The sequence below is a fragment of the Staphylococcus ureilyticus genome, from assembly GCF_025558845.1.
In the GTDB taxonomy this organism is placed as follows: domain Bacteria; phylum Bacillota; class Bacilli; order Staphylococcales; family Staphylococcaceae; genus Staphylococcus; species Staphylococcus ureilyticus.
This window is the reverse complement of record NZ_CP094825.1, coordinates 2,432,320-2,451,524: the sequence shown is the minus strand read 5'-3', so window position 1 is coordinate 2,451,524 and position 19,205 is coordinate 2,432,320. Positions and strand designations below refer to the sequence as shown.

General features: G+C 35.9%; 8 protein-coding genes and 1 pseudogene. 7 read left to right on the top strand and 2 right to left on the bottom strand.

Translation table 11 applies throughout. The features are described 5' to 3' along the window. Position 1 precedes the first annotated feature (1 nt). The 7 genes and pseudogenes from MUA21_RS11995 (at position 2) to MUA21_RS11965 (ending at position 17,361) form a co-directional block, all read left to right on the top strand. Positions 2–769, top strand: coding sequence for a thiazole synthase (locus MUA21_RS11995; protein WP_046206951.1), 768 nt, complete (start codon positions 2–4; stop codon positions 767–769). Continuing rightward, positions 769–1,767 (top strand): ThiF family adenylyltransferase, encoded by a 999-nt coding sequence (locus MUA21_RS11990; RefSeq protein ID WP_262562263.1) that lies wholly within the window; start codon positions 769–771, stop codon positions 1,765–1,767. The genes MUA21_RS11995 and MUA21_RS11990 overlap by 1 nt, the downstream gene beginning before the upstream one ends. 165 nt (positions 1,768–1,932) lie before the next feature. Then, positions 1,933–3,782 (top strand): annotated as a pseudogene (gene nrdD, locus MUA21_RS11985) (anaerobic ribonucleoside-triphosphate reductase). Beyond that, complete coding sequence (gene nrdG / locus MUA21_RS11980) at positions 3,779–4,312, top strand: anaerobic ribonucleoside-triphosphate reductase activating protein (RefSeq protein ID WP_107520821.1); 534 nt, start codon at positions 3,779–3,781, stop codon at positions 4,310–4,312. Before nrdD ends, nrdG begins: the two are co-directional and overlap by 4 nt. 126 nt (positions 4,313–4,438) lie before the next feature. Beyond that, complete coding sequence (locus tag MUA21_RS11975; RefSeq protein ID WP_107520822.1) at positions 4,439–5,425, top strand: choloylglycine hydrolase family protein; 987 nt, start codon at positions 4,439–4,441, stop codon at positions 5,423–5,425. Positions 5,426–5,716: 291 nt separating this feature from the next. Continuing rightward, entirely contained in the window at positions 5,717–6,007 is a 291-nt protein-coding gene (locus MUA21_RS11970; protein WP_262561377.1) for a YSIRK-type signal peptide-containing protein, read from the top strand. Positions 6,008–6,297: 290 nt separating this feature from the next. Next, positions 6,298–17,361 (top strand): GA-like domain-containing protein, encoded by an 11,064-nt coding sequence (locus MUA21_RS11965; protein ID WP_262561376.1) that lies wholly within the window; start codon positions 6,298–6,300, stop codon positions 17,359–17,361. Positions 17,362–17,559: 198 nt separating this feature from the next. Here the strand turns inward: MUA21_RS11965 and MUA21_RS11960 are convergent, their stop codons facing one another. After that, positions 17,560–18,126: an NADPH-dependent FMN reductase gene (locus MUA21_RS11960; RefSeq protein ID WP_262561375.1), complete on the bottom strand. Its 567-nt coding sequence runs from the start codon at positions 18,124–18,126 to the stop codon at positions 17,560–17,562. Positions 18,127–18,138: 12 nt separating this feature from the next. Then, positions 18,139–19,200: an LLM class flavin-dependent oxidoreductase gene (locus MUA21_RS11955; RefSeq protein ID WP_262561374.1), complete on the bottom strand. Its 1,062-nt coding sequence runs from the start codon at positions 19,198–19,200 to the stop codon at positions 18,139–18,141. Positions 19,201–19,205: the final 5 nt, after the last annotated feature.

Sequence of the window (19,205 nt, the reverse complement as noted above, 5' to 3'; positions counted from 1 at the left end):
GATGTTTAAAATAGGAAAATTTGAATTCAATTCAAGATTGTTATTAGGTACTGGTAAATTTGAAACAGAAGCCATTCAAAAAGAGGCAATAAATGCGTCTGAAACAGAGGTTTTAACTTTTGCAGTACGTCGAATGAACTTATATGATGAGAAATTTCCTAACCCTTTAGCAAAAGTTGACTTATCAAATTTTGTTACTTTTCCTAATACTGCTGGAGCAACATCAGCTGAGGAAGCGATAAGAATTGCAGAAATTGCTAATCATGCCAATCTTTGTGACATGATTAAAGTAGAAGTGATAGGTGATCAGGAAACCTTACTACCTGATCCGCTAGAAACATATGAGGCGTGCAAGGTTTTACTAGAAAAAGGTTATACAGTGTGTCCTTACATTTCAAATGATGTTGTACTTGCTAAGCGTTTAGAAGAATTAGGAGTACACGCGATTATGCCACTAGCTTCACCTATTGGTACAGGAAGAGGAATAAACAACCCTTTAAATCTACGTTATATTATTGAACGCGCCAATGTACCCGTAATTGTGGATGCAGGGGTTGGATCACCAAAAGATGCATGTCATGCTATGGAATTAGGGGCCGACGCCATTTTATTAAACACAGCAATTTCTAGTGCGAAAGATCCAGGGAAAATGGCAGAAGCCATGAAGTTGGGTATTCAAGCAGGAAGAATGAGTTATCAAGCAGGGAGAATACCAGTTAAGTACACAGCTCAAGCTTCAAGTCCAACAGAAGGCATCGGATTTTTATGATGGAAAGATATTCTCGTCAAATACGCTATAAAAATTTTGGTGAACAAGGCCAGCGTAAACTAGCGCAAACACATGTGATGATTGTAGGAGCAGGAGCGTTAGGAAGTCATTGTGCAGAAATATTAACACGTATGGGGATTGGCGAGCTTACGATTATTGATATGGATATTGTAGAATTATCAAATTTGCATAGACAAGCCACTTATACTGAAAACGATGCACAAACGATGATGCCTAAAGTAGAAGCACTAAAAAAGCATTTGTTAGATATAAATTCTAATATTAAAATCAACACATTATACAAAGAAATAACTTGCACCAACATTGAACACATTTTAAGAAAATCAAATCCTGATATCGTCATGGATGGCATGGATCATTTTAAAATTAGATACTTGATTAACGAAGTATGCCATAAATTTTCGATACCTTGGATTTATGGGGCAGCAATCGGAAGTCAAGGTACCGTTTATGGTATTGATTATAAAGGCCCATGTTTAAAATGCGTGCTCGATAAGATGCCAGAATCTGCAGAAAGTTGTTCTATTAATGGTGTGTTACCTACAGTTATTTACCAAGTAGCTAGCATGGAAGTTTCGGAATTATTACGTTGGATAACAGCATCTGGATTCTCTCAAAAATTAATAACGCTAGATACTTTTTCAATCCAGTACCATACAGTGAATATCAACCAACTTAAAAATGACGATTGTAGCATTTGTGTACATCAGAGATATGATTTACTGAACCAACCTCAACATACAAACGTAGAATCTCAATGTGGCAATACATTTTTGCTTCGTTTCGATGAAAATATTTTTGAATATGCACATTACCTACCTGCCAAAATTAAAAAGGCCAATAGCTTTGCTAAATTACTTTCTTATAACGAAATCAATATTACTTTATTTAAAGATGGTCGTATGAATGTTTATGGCTTGGAAGATGAAGGACAGGCGCAAGCATTATATACACATTTTGCTAAAAGCATAAAATAGGACATTTACATTTCTCAAAAGCAAAAATTTTAGAATAAAAATTAAAGTTTCTTAAATCGTAACAAATTTGTGACATATTTGTTAACAGCTCTTCTCAACATTGAAACACTATATATTGTGGTATAAATTATTTTTATATACAATATATAGAAAAGAAGGGGTAAAATGAATAAATTAGAACAAAATTTAACGAAACTTATTACAAAAGATCCAACAGTTATTAACGAAAATGCTAATAAAGATAGTGCCACTTTTTCTACAATGAGAGATTTAACAGCAGGTGTTGTATCTAAATCATATGCTTTGGATTACTTATTACCTAAACATATAGCTGAAGCACATAAAAGTGGAGATATACATTTCCATGACTTAGATTATCACCCATTTCAACCACTCACTAACTGTTGTTTAATTGATGCTAAAAATATGTTGAAACATGGATTTCGAATTGGCAATGCATCTGTGACATCGCCAAAATCAATTCAAACAGCTTCTGCTCAGCTTGTACAAATTATTGCCAACGTCTCTAGTAGTCAATACGGGGGTTGTACCATTGATCGAGTAGACGAATTATTAAGTGATTACGTAAAATATAACGAAGCAAAACATAGAAAATTGGCACAACAATTTGTTGATGATACACATATTGATGCATATGTTGATTATCAAATCACCCAAGATATTAATGACGCAATTGAAAGTCTAGAATACGAAATAAATACACTTTATACTTCAAATGGACAAACGCCATTTGTCACTCTTGGTTTTGGTCTAGGTATAGATGAATATAGTAGAAAAATTCAACAAGCGATATTGAAAACACGAATAAAAGGACTTGGAAAAGACCGTATAACAGCTATCTTTCCTAAATTAGTTTTTTCTATTAAAAAAGGTGTGAATTTTAGTGAAGATGACCCTAATTATGATATTAAAAAATTAGCATTAGAGTGTTCTACAAAAAGAATGTATCCAGATATATTAAATTATGATAAAACTGTAGAAATTTTAGGTGATTTTAAAGCGCCAATGGGTTGTCGTTCTTTTTTACCAGTATGGAAAAATGAGCAAGGTGAAGCAGAAAATAATGGAAGATGTAATTTAGGTGTAGTGACGCTTAATGTGCCGAGAATAGCTATAGAATCAGATGGTGATATGGAAAAGTTTTGGGAAATCTTTCATAAACGAATGCAAATTATGCACGACGCATTAGTTTATCGCATTAAACGTATGGAACAAGCTACACCTGATAACGCTCCAATTTTATATAAAAATGGTGCGTTTAAACATCGTTTAAGTGATGAAGAGAGTGTTATGTCATTATTTAAAAACAAACGTGCTACGTTATCGATAGGTTATATTGGTCTGTATGAGGCAGCTACTGTTTTTTATGGCCCTGAGTGGGAAAAAACTGCAAGAGGTAAAGCCTTCACCTTACAAATTTTAAAAGCTATGAAAGTTTATCAATTGGAATGGACTGAACGCTACGACATTTGGTTTAGTATATATAGTACACCAAGTGAATCATTAACAGATCGTTTTTGCAGATTAGATAGAGAAAAATTCGGCGATATATTAGATATTACAAGCAAGGGGTATTATCAAAATTCGTTCCACTACGATGTGCGAAAAGATATTACACCATTTGAAAAGATAGATTTTGAGAAAGATTATCCATTTTATGCTAGTGGTGGTTACATACATTATTGTGAATATCCAAAATTAGACCATAACATTAAAGCATTAGAAGCGGTTTGGGATTATTCATATGACAAAGTTAGTTATCTAGGAACAAATATTCCTATAGATCATTGTCGTTTATGTGATTTTAAAGGTGACTTTAAAACAACTGCATCAGGATATCAATGTCCAGAATGTGGAAATAGCGACCCTAAAACCGTAGATGTAGTAAAACGAACATGTGGCTATTTAGGTAATCCAGTGCAACGTCCTACAATCGAAGGTAGACATAAGAAATTTGTGCAAGAGTAAAACATATGAAAGATCAATCGATATGACAATATTAAATATCATAAATGGACAAGGTTATATTGCCAAAATAGAGTCGCAAAGTTTCGTAGATGGCGAAGGTGTGAGATGTAGTTTATATGTTTCAGGATGTCCATTTGCATGTTTAAATTGCTATAATAAAGTAGCACAAAATTTTAAATATGGTGAAAAATTTAATGATGAAATTTTGAAAGAAGTAATAGAAAATTGTGAACCGAATTATATAGAAGGTTTAAGCATTTTAGGTGGGGAGCCATTTTGCAACTTAGACATAACACTCAAATGTGCTCATGCATTTAGACAACGTTTTGGTTATGAAAAAACTTTATGGGTATGGACTGGATTTTTATTTGAATACTTAAGGAACGATCAATCTCAGAGAAATGAATTATTGAAAATTATAGATGTACTCGTCGACGGTCCTTTCATGCATCACTTATATAAGCCCAATTTACCTTATAAAGGTTCATTAAATCAACGTGTAATCGATGTGCAAAAATCATTAGTCGATGGTAGAATCCATGAGTATATAATTTAACATTGTGGTTATATCTGTGTCCTGAAACTGAGGCGAATTGCTATTAATATGATTTAAAGTTAATTACAATCATAATTAAGAAAAAAAATAGATTTAGCAAATTGCTAATAAAGGAGCGTATGCGCAATGTGTACAGGTTTTTCATTTATGTCTGAAAATCATCAAGCTATATTAGGTCGAACAATGGATTTTGTTTATCACTTAAAAGGTAATCCAGCGGTTCAACCACGCCACTATTACTGGGAATCGCGTGTAGAGTATAAAGGTGAAACATTGTATGGCTTCGTAGGTTCTGGCAGCGATATGGAAGGATTTTTATTTGGAGATGGTGTTAACGAGCATGGCATTGGCGTTTCAGTACAATATTTTAGAGGCTATGCTTCCTACGCAAATGAAACTAAAGCAGGCTATATGAATATTGCTCAAAATGAAGTGATAAATTGGATACTAGGTTATAACAAAAATATAGCTGATTTAATAAAAAATGCCCAATCTGTCAATGTTGTGGCGCATACTCTGAATGACCTCTCTGAAGTTCCGCCGTTACATTATCATATTTCTGATGATACGGGTAGAACAGTAGAGCTTACTTTTAATAAAGGTGAAATAGTGGTTAATGACAATCCTGTTGCCGTTTTGACTAACAACCCTGATTTAAATTGGCATTATGAAAATTTAAGGAATTATATAAACATTTCACCCCAAAAACCAAAAGAAAGAAATTTTGCTAATATTAATTTGAAATCCTTAGGAAATGAAGGCGGCACGTATGACTTACCAGGTGGATATACTTCAGCGGAGAGATTTATTCGCATTGCTTACTTGAAAAATTATTTAGAAGAAGCAACAAATAGTTCAGAACAAGACATACTTAATGCATTTAAATTATTGGAAATCATGAGTATACCTAAAGGTGCAGTTAGAGATGAAGAAAATGAGTTACATTATACGTTGTATCAAACCGTATTAAATTTAACGACACGCACATTTTATATTAAATGGTATAATTCTAATAAAATTACTGAATTACATTTATCAGAAGACTTACTAAATAAAAAAGAAATGACAATTTTTGAGCCAACTGAAGGATTAGCAATAACGCGTTTGAATTAAAATTCAAAGCGAGCACATGTATCGAATGAACTTTAAATAATAAATAACTAATAAAGGACATATAAAAACTGCAGTTTTTATATGTCTTTTTTTATGTTTATTAACAATCATTTTTGATGGTAAAACGTTTTAATCTCACTATTTTACTTAAAAATTCAATTTTTTTACTGACGCATTATAAGTAGTGTTGAGTATTAAATTTGAAATTATAATGATTTAAGAAGGATAAATTGCATTAAATTTAATAATATCAAAAATGATTTTACTATCGAAAAGGAGAGTTAGATAACAATGAGGATATTTAAAGAGTATATGGCTAGGAAAAATAATCGATATTCTATACGTAAATTTACGATTGGAACTGCTTCAGTGCTTTTAGGTAGTTTTTTAATTTTTAACCACAGCGAAGAAGCCCAAGCTGATACTTTACAAAAAGAACAACAAGAAGTAAAAGAAACACCTCCTAAAGTAGAAATAGAGAATACAAAAAATGATTCAAACATTGATAATATATTAGAAAAAGAAAAAATAATGACACGATACAGCAACCAACTCAAGCTGAAATTGAAAATAAAGAAATAGAAAAAGAAAGTGTTTCGAATGATACAAAATTAATTCAGGATAGCACTAATATAACTCAGCAACAATCAGAAGCCGATGCCAATGCTATTATTGAAAATATAGAACAACCAAAGCATTCAGATGTTAAAGAATCAGATAAACAAAGAGATAAACAAGAAAAAACACCTGAAACTATTAAAAATGGTGAAGAAATAAAATCATTAGATACTGAAAAAACAGATACAGATATAAAACCAAAGGGTATCGAAAAGCTCGAAAAAACAGATACTGCAATAAAAAGTGAAGCAAAATTGAACGAAAATGAAAGACAGATTAATCAAAATTTGACTTCTATGGAAAATAGAGTTACTGAAATGAAAATTGAAACGATAAACAATAATATAGAGAAAAACGAAGCAGAAAAAAGCTTGAGTACGAATGAAAAAGATATCAAGAATGACAAGCAACCAGAAAAGCAATATATTCCAAAAACGCGAGTAGTCAGAAGTATCGATAGAAATCGATACTATAATGGCATGCACAATAATTATCATTATTTTGGTCCTAGATTATCTTATAATTCTCTAAGAGCGGGAGATAATATTACAACAGCATTTTATGAAGTAGAAAAAAATAGAACGGAATTAACCGAAGAAGAAAGAAAATTATTTCTGAGAAATATTATTAGACAAACTTCATTAAAAAATAATAAATCTGCTTATGACAGAATTTTTAATAGAGATTATTCTGTAGCAGGAAATAGAAAACTCACATCGAGCCAAGCGAATAATATAAACGAATTACTATATAAAATGAAAAATTTAACTGCTAATCGTGATAATCCGAATTATCGAGATATATATACATTTACAAATCAAAATGATGTAACTAAAAATGATTTTGGTATCGTAAAAGATGAAGTGTTACATGATGGTGAAGCGTTAATTGCAACAATGGAATTGTCAAAAGAAAAAGGTAGAGGAACATACAGATTTGAAAATTATGCAATAAGACCTAATGATAGTCTTAATAAAAAAATAAAAAAAGTTATAGCAGTTTATGAAGGCAGACAAAGACTTATTCTGCGACAAGATCATTTAGGTTATTATTCATATACACGTCCAGACAGTGGTAGAAATGGAGATCCTGATAGAGGCGGCGGTTCAGGAGGTACAGTTAAATTTTATATTTCATTTGATGCCAACCAGTATATTGATGTGAATAAAGACAAGTTATTTGGTTATATTCTAAGTGATACTTTGGATCAAAATGTATTAAGAGGTGTAAATATTACTAACAAAGCTGTTAATATTCAAGAAGTCGCAGATACAATAAATGGGGCCTTAAAGAAAGAAAAAATAAAAAAAGTAGAAGATGCAATCGGAGTAGTAACACAATTAAAACAACAAGCTGAAACAAAACTAGTTGAGATAACACGAGATCAATTAGTGAACCCATCTGAAAAAGCTGAAATTGATAAAATGAATGTAGATATTGAAAAAGCCAAATCATCAGCAATGCAAATGTTAAACGCTCTACCGGACGAAATTACGAATAAAGATGTATTACGGAAAAGAATAGATGATATTACACCAGTAACATCACCAGAAGTGAACGACGCGGATAGCAACGGCGTCTTAGATACAGAACAATTATCTGAAGCAGCTCAAGCGGTAGCGAATGCCGAGCAAACCAAAGCTGCAGTTGATACAAAACTTACTGAGATTAATTCAGATAGTTTAGTAACACCAGAGGAAAAGGCAGAAGTAGACGCTTTAATACAAACATTAGAAACTGCGAAACAATTAGCAAAAGAGAAAGTAGATAGTGTAGCAGATATTATAGCAGGAAAGACTGATTTACAAACAAGGTTAAATAACATCACATCCGTAACGCCACCAGAAGTGAACGATGCGGATAGTAACGGAGTGCTAGATACAGACCAATTATCAGAGGCAGGTCAAGCAGTAGCGAATGCGGAACAAGCAAAAGCAGCAGTAGATAATAAGGTGACACAAGTAACAGCAGATGGATTAGTGACGCCAGATGAAAAATCTGAAGTAGATGCATTGGTTCAAACATTAGAAGCAGCGAAACAAACAGCCCAAGAGAAGGTAAATAGCGTACCGAACGGTACTGCAGGCAAAGGTGAACTCCAAACAAGATTAGATAACATTGCATCAGTAACATCACCAGAAGTAAACGATGTGGATGGTAACGGAGTCTTGGATACGGAACAATTGTACGAAGCAACGCAAGCTGTAGTGAATGCAGAACAAGCAAAAACCGCAGTGGATACGAAATTGGCAGAAGTAACAGCAGATGGTTTAGTGACTCCGGACGAAAAAGCAGAAGTAGATGCTTTAATCCAAGCATTAGAAACTACGAAACAAGCAGCACAAGAGAAAGTAAATAGCGTACCGTCTAATACCGAAGGTAAGACAGAGCTTCAAACAAGATTAGATAACATCGTGTCAGTAACGTCACCAGAAGTAAACGATGTAGATAGTAATGGTGTGCTAGATACAGACCAATTGTCGGTGGCAGAGCAAGCAGTGACGAGTGCAGAACAAGCGAAAACCGCGGTAGATACTAAGATGGCAGATGTAACATCAGATGGTTTAGTAACACCAGATGAAAAAGCAGAAGTAGATGCATTGATTCAAGCATTAGAAACTACGAAACACATGGCTAAAGAAAAGCTAGATAATGTACCAAATGGTACCGCAGGTAAGACAGAGTTACAAACGAGACTAGATAATATCACATCTGTAACATCACCAGAAGTGAACGATGCGGATAGTAATGGTGTGCTAGATACAGACCAATTGTCCGAGGCAGAGCAAGCAGTGACGAGTGCGGAACAAGCGAAATCCGCGGTAGATACTAAGATGGTAGATGTAACATCAGATGGTTTAGTAACACCAGATGAAAAAGCAGACGTAGATGCATTGATTCAAACATTAGAAAGTGCGAAACAAACAGCGCAAGAGAAGGTAAGTAGCGTACCGAATGGTACCGCAGGTAAAACTGGTTTACAAACAAGACTAGATAATATCACTTCAGTAACGTCACCAGAAGTAGATGATGCGGATAGTAATGGTGTGCTAGATACAGACCAATTGTCCGAGGCAGAGCAAGCAGTGACGAGTGCGGAACAAGCAAAAACCGCAGTGGATACGAAATTATCTGAGATTACAGCAGATGGATTAGTGACACCGGATGAAAAAACAAACGTAGAAGCATTAATTCAAACATTAGAAACTGCGAAACAAGCAGCAAAAGAGAAACTCAATAACGTCCCGAATGGTACAGCAGGAAAAGACGCGTTACAAACAAGACTGGATAATATCACATCTGTAACGTCACCAGAGGTAAATGATGCGGATGGTAACGGTGTGTTAGATATTGAACAATTATCAGAAGCAGACCAAGCAGTAGCGAGTGCAGAACAAGCGAAATCCGCGGTAGATACTAAGATGGCAGAAGTAACAGCAGATGGTTTAGTGACTCCAGATGAAAAAGCAGACGTAGATGCATTGATTCAAGCATTAGAAACTACGAAACACATGGCTAAAGAAAAGCTAGATAATGTACCAAATGGTACCGCAGGTAAGACAGAGTTACAAACGAGACTAGATAATATCACATCTGTAACATCACCAGAAGTAAATGACGCAGATAGTAATGGAGTCTTGGATACAGATCAATTGTCCGAAGCAACGCAAGCTGTAGTGAATGCAGAACAAGCAAAAACCGCAGTGGATACGAAATTGGCAGAAGTAACAGCAGATGGATTAGTGACGCCAGATGAAAAATCTGAAGTAGATGCATTGGTTCAAACATTAGAAAGCGCGAAGCAAACAGCCCAAGAAAAGGTAAATAGTGTACCGTCTAGTACCGAAGGTAAGGCTGATCTCCAAACAAGATTGGATAGTATCTCATCTGTAACGTCACCAGAAGTAAACGATGTAGACAGTAATGGAGTCTTGGATACGGATCAATTATCAGAAGCATCTCAAGCCGTAGTGAATGCAGAACAAGCGAAAACCACGGTAGATACTAAGATGGCAGATGTAACATCGGATGGTTTAGTAACACCGGATGAAAAAGCAGAAGTAGATGCATTGATTCAAGCATTAGAAACTGCGAAACAAGCAGCAAAAGAGAAACTCAATAACGTACCGAATGGTACCGCAGGTAAAACAGAGTTGAAAACAAGATTAGATAACATCGTGTCAGTAACATCACCAGAAGTAAACGATGTAGATGGTAACGGAGTTTTGGATACTGAACAATTGTCTGAGGCATCTCAAGCCATAGTGAATGCAGAACAAGCAAAAGCAGCAGTGGATACGAAATTGGCAGAAGTAACATCTGATGGTCTAATAACCCCAGATGAAAAAGCAGAAGTAGATGCATTGATTCAAGCATTAGAAACTACGAAACACATGACTAAAGAAAAGCTAGATAATGTACCAAATGGTACCGCAGGTAAGACAGAGTTACAAACGAGACTAGATAATATCACATCTGTAACATCACCAGAAGTGAACGATGCAGATAGTAACGGAGTCTTGGATACAGATCAATTGTCGGAAGCATCACAAGCAGTGATGAATGCGGAACAAGCGAAATCCGCGGTAGATACTAAGATGGCAGATGTAACATCAGATGGTTTAGTAACCCCAGATGAAAAAGCAGACGTAGATGCATTGATTCAAGCATTAGAAAGTGCGAAACAAACAGCGCAAGAGAAGGTAAGTAGCGTACCGAATGGTACCGCAGGTAAAACTGGTTTACAAACAAGACTAGATAATATCACTTCAGTAACGTCACCAGAAGTAGATGATGCGGATAGTAATGGTGTGCTAGATACAGACCAATTGTCCGAGGCAGAGCAAGCAGTGACGAGTGCGGAACAAGCAAAAACAGCAGTGGATACGAAATTATCTGAGATTACAGCAGATGGATTAGTGACACCGGATGAAAAAACAAACGTAGAAGCATTAATTCAAACATTAGAAACTGCGAAACAAGCAGCAAAAGAGAAACTCAATAACGTCCCGAATGGTACAGCAGGAAAAGACGCGTTACAAACAAGACTGGATAATATCACATCTGTAACGTCACCAGAGGTAAATGATGCGGATGGTAACGGTGTGTTAGATATTGAACAATTATCAGAAGCAGACCAAGCAGTAGCGAGTGCAGAACAAGCGAAATCCGCGGTAGATACTAAGATGGCAGAAGTAACAGCAGATGGTTTAGTGACTCCAGATGAGAAATCAGCAGTAGATGCATTGGTTCAAACATTAGAAGCAGCGAAACAAACAGCGCAAGAGAAGGTAAATAGCGTACCGAACGGTACTGCAGGTAAAGATGATTTACAAAGAAGATTGGATAACATTGCATCAGTAACATCACCAGAAGTAAATGATGCAGATGGTAACGGAGTCTTGGATACAGATCAATTGTCCGAAGCAACGCAAGCTGTAGTGAATGCAGAACAAGCAAAAACCGCAGTGGATACGAAATTGGCAGAAGTAACAGCAGATGGATTAGTGACGCCAGATGAAAAAGCTGAAGTAGATGCATTGGTTCAAACATTAGAAGCAGCGAAACAAACAGCCCAAGAGAAGGTAAATAGCGTACCGAACGGTACTGCAGGCAAAGGTGAACTCCAAACAAGATTAGATAACATTGCATCAGTAACATCACCAGAAGTAAACGATGTGGATGGTAACGGAGTCTTGGATACGGAACAATTGTCCGAAGCAACGCAAGCTGTAGTGAATGCAGAACAAGCAAAAACCGCAGTGGATACGAAATTGGCAGAAGTAACAGCAGATGGTTTAGTGACTCCGGACGAAAAAGCAGCAGTAGATGCGTTAATACAAACATTAGAAACAGCAAAACAAACGGCAACAGAAAAACTAAACACTGTACCGAGCGGTACCGTAGGTAAAGACGAGCTACAAACAAGATTAGATAACATCGTGTCAGTAACATCACCAGAAGTAAATGACGCAGATAGTAATGGAGTCTTGGATACAGATCAATTATCCGTAGCGTCTCAAGCAGTAGCGAATGCAGAACAAGCAAAAAGATCAGTAGATACGAAGTTGGCAGAAGTAACATCTGATGGTCTAGTAACACCAGATGAAAAATCTGAAGTAGATGCGTTGGTTCAAACATTAGAAGCAACGAAACAAACAGCACAAGAAAAGGTAAATAGTGTACCGTCTAGTACCGAAGGTAAGGCTGATCTCCAAACAAGATTGGATAGTATCTCATCAGTAACGTCACCAGAAGTGAATGATGCGGATAGTAATGGCATGTTAGATACAGATCAATTGTCTGAAGCAACGCAAGCAGTGACTAATGCAGAACAAGCAAAAAGATCAGTAGATACGAAGTTGGCAGAAGTAACAGTAGATGGCTTAGTGACTCCGGATGAGAAATCAGCAGTAGATGCGTTAATCCAAGGATTAGAAAGCGCAAAACAAACAGCACAAGAAAAGGTAAATAGTGTGCCATCTAGTACCGTAGGTAAGACAGATTTACAAACAAGATTAGACAACATCGCATCCATAACATCACCAGAAGTAAACGATGCAGATAGTAATGGAGCCTTGGACACAGATCAATTATCAGAAGCATCTCAAGCCGTAGTGAATGCAGAAAAGGCGAAATCCGCGGTAGATACTAAGATGGCAGAAGTAACATCAGACGGTTTAGTAACACCAGATGAGAAAACAGCAGTAGATGCGTTAATCCAAGCATTAGAAACAGCGAAGCAAACGGCGAAAGAGAAGGTAAATAGCGTACCGAACGGTACTGCAGGTAAAGGTGATTTACAAACAAGATTGGATAGTATCTCATCTGTAATATCGCCAGAAGTGAACGATGTGGATGGTAATGGAGTCTTGGATACAGATCAATTATCCGAAGCGTCTCAAGCCGTAGTGAATGCAGAAAAGGCGAAATCCGCGGTAGATACTAAGATGGCAGAAGTAACATCTGATGGTTTAGTAACACCGGATGAAAAAGCAGAAGTAGATGCTTTAATCCAAGCATTAGACACTGCAAAACAAACAGCACAAGAAAAGTTAGATAATGTACCGAATGGTACCGCAGGTAAAACAGAGTTGAAAACAAGATTGGATAACATCGCATCCGTAACGTCACCAGAAGTGAACGATGCGGATAGCAATGGTGTCTTAGATACTGATCAACTGTCTGAGGCAAATCAAGCCGTAGTGAGTGCAGAACAAGCGAAATCCGCGGTAGATACTAAGATGGCAGATGTAACATCAGATGGATTAGTGACACCAAACGAAAAAGCCGAAGTAGACGCGTTAATTCAAACATTAGAAAGCACAAAACAAACCGCGCAAGAGAAACTCAATAGTGTGCCAAACGGTACTGCGGGTAAAGATGCGCTCCAAACAAGACTAGATAACATCGCCTCTGTAACATCACCAGAAGTAAACGATGTGGATGGTAATGGAGTCTTGGATACAGATCAATTATCCGAAGCGTCTCAAGCAGTAGCGAATGCAGAGCTAGCAAAAACAGCGGTGGATAATAAATTAGCAGATGTAACATCGGATGGTTTAGTAACACCGAATGAAAAGTCTGAAGTAGACGCGTTAATTCAAACATTAGAAACTGCAAAACAAGTAGCGCAAGATAAGCTAAATAGCGTACCAAGTGGTACCGTAGGTAAAACTCATTTACAAACAAGATTAGATAACATCGCATTTGTAACGTCACCTGAAGTAACAGACGCGGATAGTAACGGCGTGCTAGATACAAATCAATTGTCCGAAGCAATTCAAGCAGTAGTGAATGCCGAACAGGCAAAAACGGCAGTGGATACAAAAGTGGCAGAAATTACAGCAGATGGCCTAGTAACACCAGATGAAAAATCTGAAGTAGATGTGTTAATCCAAGCATTAGAAAGTGCGAAACAAACGGCTCAAGAAAAACTAGACAATGTGCCAAACGGTACTGCGAGTAAAGATGCGCTCCAAACAAGACTAGATAACGTCGTCTCTATAACTTCACCTGAAGTAACAGATGCGGATAGTAACGGCGTGTTAGATACAGAACAGTTATCAGTGGCAGAACAAGCAGTGGCGAGTGCAGAACAAGCAAAAACAGCAGTAGATTCAAAATTGACTGAAATAAATGCAGATAGTTTAGTAACACCAGATGAAAAGGCAGAAGTAGATGCGTTAATCCAAGTATTAGACACCGTGAAACAAGAAGCGAAAGACAAACTGGATAATGTACCGAATGGTACTGAGGGTAAAGATGAATTACAAACAAGATTGAATAACATCACATCTGTAATATCACCGGAAATAAATGATGCAGATGATAACGGTGTGTTAGATACGGAGCAATTATCCGAAGCATCGCAAGCAGTAGCGAGTGCGGAACAAGCAAAAGCAGCAGTGGATACGAAACTGTCTGAAATCACAACGGATGGCCTAGTAACACCAGACGAAAAAGCCGAAGTAGACGCGTTAATTCAAACAATAGAAGCTGCAAAACAAACGGCTAAAGAAAAATTAGATAGTGTACCAAATGGTACAGTAGGAAAAGATACGCTACAAGCAAGACTAGATAATATCACATCTGTAACGTCGCCAGAAGTAAATGATGCGGATGGTAACGGCGTGTTAGATATTGAACAATTATCCGAAGCAAGTCAAGCAGTAGTGAGTGCGGAGCAAGCAAAAACTGCAGTGGATACGAAGTTAACTAAAATCACAGCAGATGGATTAGTGACACCAGATGAAAAGGCAGAAGTAGATACGTTAATCCAAACATTAGAAAGTGCGAAACAAGCAGCAAAAGAGAAGCTCGATAATGTACCGAATGGTACAGCAGGAAAAGATGATTTACAAACAAGATTAGATAACATCGCCTCCGTAACATCACCAGAAGTAAATGATGTGGATGGTAACGGAGTCTTAGATACAGATCAATTGTCAGAAGCAGAGCAAGCAGTAGCAAGTGCGGAACAAGCGAAAGCTTTAGTAGATAATAAGTTAACAGATGTAACATCAGATGGTTTAGTAACACCAGATGAAAAATCCGAAGTAGATGCGTTAATTCAAACATTAGAAACTGCAAAACAAACGGCGCAAGAGAAACTCAATAATGTATCAAATGGTACCGCAGGTAAGACAGAGTTACAAACGAGACTAGATAATATCACATCTATAACATCACCAGAAGTAAATGATACAGATAGTAACGGAGTCTTAGATACAGACCAATTATCAGAAGCATCTCAAGCAGTGGCGAATGCAGAACAAGCAAAAACAGCAGTGGATACGAAGTTAACAGATGTAACATCGGATGGTTTAGTAACACCTGATGAAAGATCCGAAGTAGATGCGTTAATCCAAGCATTAGACACCGTGAAACAAGAAGCGCAAGAAAAACTCAATAATGTACCGAATGGTACTGCAAGTAAGACAGAGTTACAAACGAGACTAGATAATATCACATCTATAACATCACCAAAAGTAAACGATGCGGATAGCAATGGTGTGTTAGATACAGATCAATTGTCTGAAGCAACTCAAGCTGTGATGGATGCGGAACAAGCGAAAACAGCAGTGGACAATAAGGTAACAGATGTAACATCAGATGGTCTGGTGACACCTGATGAAAAAGCCGAAGTAGATGCGTTGATTCAAACATTAGAAACAGCGAAACAAGTAGCGAAAGAGAAACTAGATAGTGTACCAAACGGTACTGCAGGAAAAGACGATCTACAAACAAGACTGTATAATATCACATCAGTAACATCACCAGAGGTGAACGATGCAGATAGTAACGGAGTCTTGGATACGGAACAGTTATCCGAAGCAGACCAAGCAGTGATAAATGCGGAACAAGCGAAAACAGCAGTGGACAATAAATTAGCCGAAGTAACATCAGATGGTTTAGTAACACCAGATGAAAAATCCACAGTAGATCAATTAATCCAAGCATTAGAAACTGCAAAACAAACGGCGCAAGAGAAACTCAATAATATACCAAATGGTACTGCAGGAAAAGATGAACTACAAACAAGATTGAATCAAATCCCATCCGTAGTATCACCAAAAGTGAATGATGTAGATAGTGACGGTAACATAGATAATCAACATGTTTCTGAAGTAGGCAAAGCAATAGAGAATGCGGAACAAGCAAAATCCGCAGTAGATACTAAATTGACTGAGATCACAGCAGATGGTTTAGTAACACCGGATGAAAAAGCCGAAGTAGATGCATTGATTCAAACATTAGAAACTGCGAAACAAGCAGCGCAAGAGAAACTAGATAGTGTACCGAACAACACAGCAGGAAAAGCAGAGTTACAAACAAGATTGAATCAAATTACTTCCGTAACATCACCAGAAGTGAATGACGCAGATAGCAATGGTGTTCTGGATGTAGAACAATTATCAGAGGCAGAAAAAGCAATCAAAGCAGTAGAATCAACAAAAGAAGCAGTAGATACTAAACTGGCCGATATTACATCAGATGGTTTAGTAAATCCAAAAGAGAAAGCCGAAGTAGATGCATTGATTCAAAAATTAGATAAAGAAAAACAAGCAGCGAAAGATAAGCTAGCCCAAGTACCGAACGGCACAGCAGGAAAAGCAGAATTACAAAGAAAACTAGATCAAATTACATCTGTAACATCACCAAAAGTGAACGACGCAGATGGTAATGGTGTTCAAGATACAAAACAAGTTTCGGAAGCCAAAAAAGCAATTGCAGACGCTAAAGCAGCACAAACAAAAATCATTAATAAGATAAAAGAGATTAGAAAAGATGGTCTGATTACTCCTAGTGAGCAAGCTGATTTAGACAAACTAATAGAAAAATTAGATTCATTAAAACGAATTGCAAAAGAAAAAATAAGTAACTTGCCAAACGGTACATCAAATATTGCTGAATTACAGACTAACTTAGATAAAGTCACATCTGAAATGCTATCAAAAGTAAAAGATATAGAAAATAATGGTATATCAGATAAGAAACAGTCATTAGGTATGGATAAAATAAATGACAAATATAATTCAAGTCATTTTGAAAATGACGAAAAAGCAACTAAAAATAATAAGTCGCTAGACATACATTCACGTCAATTTAATGTTCAAAATAATCACCACAATCTTGAAAGATTAAACAAAAAATTATTTGTAAATCCAAACAAAGAAAATAATTTCAATATGAATTTACCGTATAGTGGATTAGACAAAAATAACCCTTATGCATTCGAAATTCTATTTGGAATTTTAGGATTAATGATTGTTTATAGAAGATACTTAAAAAGTGATAAAAACACAGAACATTAAGTTTAAAATTTAAAAAGTTTCATTGGATTTATAAGCACTTTGGAATGATTAGATTAAAAGTCTAGTCTCTAAAGTGCTTTTTTAATAAAATTAATGATATATAGTAATTAAAAAAGACTTATTTTGTTCCTAATAATGTAAACAAAATAAGTCTTAAAACTTAGTAACCGTGAATTTTAATATATTGATGATCATTAATTAGAAATCATATTGATCTTCTTCTTCTTTCAAAACTTGTGCATATGCTTTTGAAGTACGTAATGTAGATGAAACTAAATCATCTATCCTAAATAAAATATCATCGTTTACAATCTCATTATTTGAAAAATAGCGTTCTTCTATAAATACATAAGTTTGCATAATATGTGCTTTCATATAACCTAATATTGGTTTTAGTTGTATTTCTGGGATGAGATAATGTTTTGGTGATCCAGCAGTAGCAAGTATGCTTACTATTTTATCTTTAAATGCATTAACTGGTAGTAAATCAAACACATTTTTTAATGTACCTGGAATGGAAGCTTGGAAGATAGGAAATCCGATGAAAATGACATCAGCATTCATCAAAGTTTGAGTAAGATATAACGTATCGCCACTATAATCTAAATAATTTCTTCCATCACTAAACACCAATTCTAACTCTTTTAAATCTATAAAATTAACGTGATGCGTATCATCTTGATTATTAAGTGCTTGATTCAAATAAGTCATGGCAGTACGTGTTTTTGAACCAACGATAGAGCCAGATAGTAATACAATATTCATAGTATCATTGACCTACTTTCTTAAATGTTTTTTTACAGCTGGAATAATCTCATTACCTATAAGTTCTATATTCTTCATAATTTTATTAAACGGAACACCACCAAAATCAATTTGAGCCATAAATCGTTGGTGATTGTATAATTCATGTTGATACAGAATTTTTTCGATGATTTGTTGTGGGCTACCAACCATTAAAGCATCTCTATAATCAGGAGCTTTTGCAAATTGTTGTTTTGGATAACCTGTACCTCTGATAAATGACATTCCAACATTTAGATGTGGATAGAACTCTTTCAAAGCATCTTGAGTTGTGTTAGCAGTATAAAATAAACTTGCTGTGGATACTGGTAAAGATTCCGGTGAATGATCAAAACCATTTTCTTGTGCAGTGAGTCTGTATTGTTCAATAGACTCTTTAAAGGTCATTGCTGGACCGCCGAGTGTTGTAATCATCATAGGTATACCTTGTCTACCTGCTTTGATAGCACTTGCGGGAGGGCCTCCAACTGCACGCCAAATAGGTAATGTGTCATCAATTGGACGTGGGAAAATCTTTATGTTATTTAAATCAGGTCTAAATTTGCCTGACCAAGTAATTTTATCGGTTTTATTTAATTCCATTAATAAATTAAGTTTTTCTTCATAAAGTTCGTCATAATTATTCAAATCTAATCCAAATAAATCAAATATACCTGTACGTGAAGCGCGACCTGCTACAATTTCAGCTCGGCCATGTGAAATTAAGTCTAAAGTAGCAAAATCTTCAAATACCCTTACAGGATCTGCAGCACTTATAATACTAGAAGAACTGGAAATTTTTATTGTTTTAGTGGCTTGTGCTATGGCACCTAAAACTACTGTATGTGCTTGTGTTGTAAAATGTTCTTGATGGCTTTCACCGATACCAAATACATCAATACCAGCCTGTTCAGCTAATTGACTAGCTTCAATAAGTTCATTAATTCTTTGTTCATAACTCACTTTTTCTCCATTATGTGGATTTAATAAATGGTCACCCAATGAGTAGAGTCCAAATTCTAATGGAGTATTTTCATTCATTTTTAACTGTGCCATATAAT

Coding starts and splice junctions, on each gene's coding strand:
- MUA21_RS11995 (WP_046206951.1), top strand. CDS start 2: ATGTTTAAAATAGGAAAATTTGAATTCAATTCAAGATTGTTATTAGGT.
- MUA21_RS11990 (WP_262562263.1), top strand. CDS start 769: ATGGAAAGATATTCTCGTCAAATACGCTATAAAAATTTTGGTGAACAA.
- nrdG (WP_107520821.1), top strand. CDS start 3,779: ATGACAATATTAAATATCATAAATGGACAAGGTTATATTGCCAAAATA.
- MUA21_RS11975 (WP_107520822.1), top strand. CDS start 4,439: ATGTGTACAGGTTTTTCATTTATGTCTGAAAATCATCAAGCTATATTA.
- MUA21_RS11970 (WP_262561377.1), top strand. CDS start 5,717: ATGAGGATATTTAAAGAGTATATGGCTAGGAAAAATAATCGATATTCT.
- MUA21_RS11960 (WP_262561375.1), bottom strand. CDS start 18,126: ATGAATATTGTATTACTATCTGGCTCTATCGTTGGTTCAAAAACACGT.
- MUA21_RS11955 (WP_262561374.1), bottom strand. CDS start 19,200: ATGGCACAGTTAAAAATGAATGAAAATACTCCATTAGAATTTGGACTC.